Origin of the sequence: Mesorhizobium sp. M1143 (assembly GCF_040318435.1) — a bacterium.
Classification (GTDB): Bacteria; Pseudomonadota; Alphaproteobacteria; order Rhizobiales; family Rhizobiaceae; genus Mesorhizobium.
Genome location: NZ_JAMYMJ010000142.1, coordinates 1 through 2,597, shown reverse-complemented (window position 1 = coordinate 2,597; position 2,597 = coordinate 1). Strand labels below are relative to the sequence as shown.

Annotated in this window: 2 protein-coding genes; one reads left to right on the top strand and one right to left on the bottom strand. The window is 59.4% G+C overall.

Features of this window, described 5'->3' with window-relative positions:
• On the bottom strand, positions 1–1,207 hold a 1,207-nt coding region (gene hemN, locus NKH35_RS31320), incomplete at its 3' end, for an oxygen-independent coproporphyrinogen III oxidase (protein ID WP_352917530.1).
• 152 nt (positions 1,208–1,359) lie between these two features.
• On the opposite strand from hemN, the gene NKH35_RS31315 reads away from it, so the two are divergent.
• On the top strand, positions 1,360–2,106 hold the full coding sequence (locus tag NKH35_RS31315; protein WP_023708062.1) for a Crp/Fnr family transcriptional regulator: 747 nt from the start codon (positions 1,360–1,362) through the stop codon (positions 2,104–2,106).
• Positions 2,107–2,597 lie beyond the last annotated feature (491 nt).

Here is a 2,597-nt window from a genome sequence, read left to right as displayed (position 1 = left end):
GGGCCATGGAACTTGACTGAAGGAGGAGCCTCTGGACGGAATCGCCGAAGCGTTCAAAACTATCGATGGCCGAGAAGGCGATGTCGCACATCACACTTTCGATGATCCAGCAGCGAACGCGTTCGTCGTTGGAAAGTGCGATACCCCGAACATCGGACATTCCAACGTCATCAACCATGCGTCTATATTCGCTGGTTGAAGGCATGTTCTGCGCATAGCCTTGCCGAAACTGGCTAATGGATGACGGGCCGAGCCCGATCAAGATTTCGCAGCAATCGTCCGTGTAGCCCTGAAAGTTCCGGTGCAAAGTCCCGGTGTGTGCCGCAATCGCCAGCGCATCGCCTGGTTTGGCGAAATGGTCGAGCCCGATTGCCTCGTATCCATTGTCTACAATCGCCTGTGCAGCCAGTTGCGACTGGGCAAAGCGCTCCGCGGGACCCGGCAACCAGGCCTCGTCGATCATCGTCTGATGTTTCTTGAACCACGGTACATGCGCGTAGCCAAACAGTGCGATCCGATCCGGTTCCAGGGTCAGTGCCTGCGTGACCGTAGAAGCGACGCTTTCCCTGGTCTGGTGCGGCAGACCATAGAGCAGGTCCAGATTGACGGATTCGACGCCGCGCGAACGAACGCCGTCGACGACCGTCTTGGTCTGCAGGAAGCTCTGCTCGCGGTTGATCGCCTTTTGCACCTTCGGATCGAAATCCTGAACGCCGAGGCTCGCCCTTGTCATGCCGATCTCGGCAAGCGCATCGAGGCGGGCATCGTCCATATCGTTGGGTTCGATTTCAACGCTGATCGTGGCGCCGGGAAGAAAGCCGAAGCTGTTGCGCAGGGCGGTTCCCAGCGCCGCCATATCTTCGGGCTTGAGCATCGTCGGCGAACCACCGCCGAAATGGACGGCACGCACACGACCTTTGCCTGCAACAAGACCGGCGACGGTAGCGATCTCGGCATGCAGTGAGCGGAGATAGATCGTCACCGGTTCGTAATGGCGTGTCTGCTTGGTATGGCAGGCACAAAACCAGCAAAGCTTGTCGCAGTATGGGATGTGCAGATAGAGCGAGATTTCGTCGCCCTCGTCGAGCCCCTGTAGCCAGCCACGACAAACGGTAGCGTCAACGCTTGCATTGAAATGCGGCGCGGTCGGGTAGCTCGTGTAGCGCGGGACGTTCTCGCCAAATCTGGCAACTAGCTTTTGTCGCATGTCGTGGTCCACCGTGTTTGCCTCGCCCGAACTGTGGATGCTTGGATGAGCCTAAGCCCTGATTTCGATCAACCTTCAGCACGGACAAACTGCCGCAAGGATTTTTCTACCGTGGATGCTATCCTGCCCGCACGGAGCGGTAGAGCGATCGAATGACATTACGGCAGGATATTCACAGTTCCGGCATCCCCGTTCTTTGCCTGTCTTGCGAGGCACGGCGCCGCGGTGTCTGTGGCGCGCTAGAGCCAGACCATTTGGCTCAGCTCGCCAAGACGTCGTCGCGGCACAATATCGAGCCGGGGGTCGAACTGATCGGCGACGCCGAGGCGGTCGACTGTTATTCGAACGTGCTTTCAGGCGTGGTGAAGCTCACGAAGAGCCTGTCAGATGGACGCCAACAGATTGTCGGCCTGCAGTTCGCCCCGGATTTTCTGGGTCGGCCCTTCAAGATGAAAAGTGCGATTAATGCGGAAGCGGCAACAGCTGTCTCGCTATGCTCGTTTCCCAGAGCGGCCATCGAACGGATGATGAAGCAGTCACCTGAATTTGTGCATCGCCTGCTCAAGCAGGCGCTGAACGAACTTGACGAGGCACGCGAATGGATGGTGACTCTGGGGCGCAAGACCGCACCAGAGAAGGTGGCGAGCTTTCTCCTCATGATTGCCCGGAACATCGACTCCAATGTTGACCCGACGGCTAGCTCGACGTGCTTCGAGCTGCCGATGACGCGTGCCGACATTTCTGATTTCCTTGGAATCACAAACGAGACCGTGAGCCGTCAGCTGACCAGCCTGAGAATGGACGGCGTGATTCGGATCGAGAACAACCGCCGCGTCACCGTGGACAGCATGAGCCGGCTGGAACGGCGCTGCGGCGGCCGAGGCGCTACAGCCGTTTGAATGACGCAGAAGCTGCATGGCCCCCGTCACTTACTTCATTCGGGGCAGGGCATGCTCGCGTTGGGCTCAGAAGAAGTCGCGTAGCGACAGCCCGTTCTCCATCCGATCGTATGCGCCAGTTGCCTTTCGGCTCGTCGGCGAAGCATCCACACTTGGCCGAAGTCAATACGCCTCATCCGCAGGGGAAAATCGCCGTCTCCCCAAGCCATGAATGTCACGACGGCAGCGTAACGCTGGCGCTGGCTGTTCCAAGGCATTGAACGCGGGGTTCGGTAAGGCGTCGACCTGCTTTCCAGCGTCGCAGAAGGTGCGCTCCCCCACACGCCCGCGGTCGCCTCCGCACCCGGGGCCCGACCGGGGACGCCAGGCCCCATCCATAAACGGGCCGGTGGTGCGGGTAGTGTGCTGAGAGTTCTGCAAATTCGCTGAGAGGGGGCGGTCATGGCAGGCTGGTGATTGTTCACGTCACCTGATTCCCGCGAAGGAACGCC

Bases quoted from the DNA above. Each gene is read 5' to 3' on its own strand.
- NKH35_RS31315 (WP_023708062.1), top strand. From the start codon at position 1,360: ATGACATTACGGCAGGATATTCACAGTTCCGGCATCCCCGTTCTTTGC.